General features: G+C 71.0%; 4 protein-coding genes. 1 reads left to right on the forward strand and 3 read right to left on the reverse strand.

Going from position 1 to position 3,047, the window contains the following annotated elements; genetic code table 11:
* Positions 1–778, forward strand: a 778-nt coding sequence (locus G6024_RS12305) for an HNH endonuclease signature motif containing protein (protein ID WP_159148822.1), incomplete at its 5' end; no start/stop codon positions are given.
* 20 nt (positions 779–798) lie between these two features.
* On the opposite strand, the gene G6024_RS12310 is transcribed toward G6024_RS12305, so the two are convergent.
* The 3 genes from G6024_RS12310 to G6024_RS12320 all read right to left on the reverse strand — a co-directional run.
* Positions 799–1,659: a cytochrome c biogenesis CcdA family protein gene (locus G6024_RS12310; RefSeq protein WP_159148823.1), complete on the reverse strand. Its 861-nt coding sequence runs from the start codon at positions 1,657–1,659 to the stop codon at positions 799–801.
* Positions 1,656–2,264: a TlpA family protein disulfide reductase gene (locus tag G6024_RS12315; RefSeq protein ID WP_159148824.1), complete on the reverse strand. Its 609-nt coding sequence runs from the start codon at positions 2,262–2,264 to the stop codon at positions 1,656–1,658. Before G6024_RS12315 ends, G6024_RS12310 begins: the two co-directional genes overlap by 4 nt.
* A gap of 3 nt (positions 2,265–2,267) precedes the next feature.
* Positions 2,268–3,047 (reverse strand): histidine phosphatase family protein (locus G6024_RS12320; RefSeq protein ID WP_478213491.1); only part of this gene is annotated, 780 nt, incomplete at its 5' end.

Consider the following 3,047-nt stretch of genomic DNA (forward strand, 5'->3'; position numbering starts at 1 on the left):
GATGGCCCGCGCGGCGATGACCATGGACCCGCAGCTGGCCGCGCTGATGCGCGAAGTCCACGCTCGCTGGGGCCAGCCCGGCCGCCTGTGGCCTGACCCCGACGCCAAGGACACCCGCACCGACGGTCAACGCATGCACGACGCGCTCGTCCACGCCCTGACCCTGGCCCTGTCCGCGGACGCCGCCAAGACCGGCGCACCGGCGGCGATCGTGGTCCGCGTGGACCTCGGCCAGCTCGCCACACTCGCCGGCTGCGGCGAGACCGACGGCGGGATCCGCGTACCCGTGCCGCAGGCACTGGCCATGGCCCGCGGCAACCACTGGTTCCTGGCCCTGTGCGACAAGGAAATCGACCTGCGCCTGTTCCGCAGTCGCCGCACCGCCTCCCGCTACCAACGCCTCGCACTGTTCGCCGCGTACGGAGGCTGCACCCACCCCGACTGCGACCAGGACGCCCGACACTGCGAAGCCCACCACGCGGGCAGACCCTGGGCCGCCGGTGGCCTCACCAACATCGACGAACTCGCCCTGGCCAGCGGCGACTGCCACGCGATGATCCACGACACCGGCTGGTCCACCATCCCCGACCCGCGCGCGCCCCAGGGCGTCAGGTGGATCCCACCCGCCGGAACCCCCCGCGCGGCCGACCCGCCACGGCCCAAACCCGGACCACCACCACCGTCACCACTCGAAGCGCCGATACTTCCGTTCGCGCTCCTCCACGACCTCGACGCCGCAATCACGCGACGCCACGACGCAGTCCGGGAGGCGGCGTGATGACGCCCGGCGTGGGTGGGTCAGATGGGAAGAGTGGTGTCCGAGATGGCGAAGTCGCGCAGCCAGTCGATGAACAGCGCCCACCCGCCGGAGAGCAGCAGCAGACCCACGATGATGAGCATGACGCCGCCGAACACCTGAATGGTCCGAGTGTGCTTCTGCAGCCAGCCGACAGTCCGCATCGCCCAGGTGGAGCCGAACGCCACGATGATGAACGGAAGGCCCAGGCCGATGCAGTAGGCGACGATCAGCAGCACCCCGCGCGCCGCGTCGACCCCGGTGCCCGCGGCGACCGAGAGCGCGGCAGCCAGGGTCGGACCCAGACACGGGGTCCAACCCAGGGCGAACACGGCGCCGAGCACCGGGGCGCCGATCCAGGTGGACAGCGACTTGGGCTGCATGCGGGTGTCCCGCTGCAGAGTGGGGACGAGGCCGATGAAGACGAGCCCCATGAGGATCGTCACCACGCCCCCGAGACGCTGCAGCAGCTCCTGCTGGGGTGCCAGGTACTGCACGGTGCCCAGCACCATGGCGCTGAGCATCACGAAGACCACGGTGAATCCGCCAACGAACAACAGCGACGCGCCCACCACACGGGCGCGCGAGGACCGTCGGGTGCGGCGCTCCTCCATCGTGAGCGTGGCGGTGGCGGCGCGTTGGCGTTCGGCGGCGGCAGCAGTAGCCGGCGGACGCTCGGCGCCCACGACGCTGGCGAGGTACGCCAGATAACCGGGCACCAGCGGGATCACGCACGGCGAGGCGAACGACACGAGTCCTGCCAGGATGCACGCGCCCAATGCGAGCAGGATCGGGCCGCTGGCCACGGTCTGCTGGAACGTCTCCCCCACGCTCTGCGCGAGCAGGATCGTCTCCGGGTTCACGTCTGGTCGACCTCCTCGGCGAGGAGCTCGCTGACTGTCTCGCGCAGCTCGTCGTCGGTGATCTCGGCCAGGTACACGGCGGCCACCCGGTGCTGCTTGTCGAGGATGATCGTCGCCGGCACCACGGACGTCGGGAAGCCACGCAGCGCGGCGACCGCAGCATTACTGGGATCCCAGATCGAGGGGAACGTGATGCCGTTGTCCTTGACGAAGTCCACCGGCTTCTGCCGGTTGGGGTCGCGCAGGTTGATGCCGAACACGGTGGCACCCTGGGGCTCGAATTCCTCCTGCAGGCGCTGCAGGTCGTCGGACTCGGCCCGGCACGGTCCGCACCACTGGCCCCACAGGTTGAGGATCACCACCTCACCGGCGAAGTCCTCCTGCACGGTGAGGGTGCGGTCCGGGTCGAGCAGGTCGGGACCGGTGAGCGTGGCGACGGGCTTGCGCTCGGCCGGGGGGTCGTAGTGGATCTCGATCTGCCCGTCGGGACTGACGAACTCGAACGTCTCCGGGCCCACCACCACGGCGTCGTCACCGGTCGCACAGCCGCCGACGAGAGCGCCGGTCAACAGCAACGCGCCAAGGGCGGCCTTGGTCTTGCGCATGGTTCAGGCTCCAGTCTGCGACGGGTCGGACGCCCCCGCCGGTTCCGAATAGACGATGTCGCGCAGCGTCGTACCTTCGAACACCAGCGAGGTGATCGAGGCCAGCGAGCACTGCCGCTTGCGCGGGTCGTGCCACAGGCGCCGCCCCTCGAGGAAGCGGCGTGTGGTGTAGACCGGCAGCTGGTGGCTCACCAGCACGGCCTCGTGCCCGCGGGCGGTGTCGAGGGTGGAGTACACGGCGCCGATCATGCGGTGCGCGATCTGCAGGTAGGGCTCACCCCACGACGGCCGCATCGGGTTGAGCAGGATCGGCCAGTACTGAGGGTCGCGCAGGGCGCCGCCGGGGCCGCCGACCTTGCGCCCCTCGAAGCGGTTGTCGGCTTCGATGATGTCGGCGTCGATCCCCACCGGAAGACCCAGGGCCTCGGCGAGGGGGGCCGCGGTCTCCTGGGCACGCTGCAGCGGCGAGGCGACGATCGACACGATGTCGTGCCCCTGCCCCAGCACCCGGCCGACGGTCTCGGCCTGGCTCCGCCCCAGCTCGGACAGTCGGAACTCGGGCAGCCGCCCGTAGAGGATGCCCTCGGGATTGTGGACCTCACCGTGACGCACCAGGTGCACGATCGTCTGCGTCTCGCCGGCGCGGGCCGAGGTGTCGCGGGGGGTCGACGACGACGAGACCGGCTGCCCCGGAGCGGCGATCGTCCCCGGCTCGGCCCCGTAGGCCGCGGACCCCTCCGGCTGCGACTCGAGGGGAGGCTCAGCCGGGGCCGCGGTGGCCCC

Origin of the sequence: Dietzia maris, assembly GCF_014144855.1 — a bacterium.
GTDB classification, from domain to species: Bacteria; Actinomycetota; Actinomycetes; order Mycobacteriales; family Mycobacteriaceae; genus Dietzia; species Dietzia kunjamensis.

Excerpts from the sequence above, each read along its gene's own strand:
- G6024_RS12315 (WP_159148824.1), bottom strand. The coding sequence starts at position 2,264 with ATGCGCAAGACCAAGGCCGCCCTTGGCGCGTTGCTGTTGACCGGCGCT.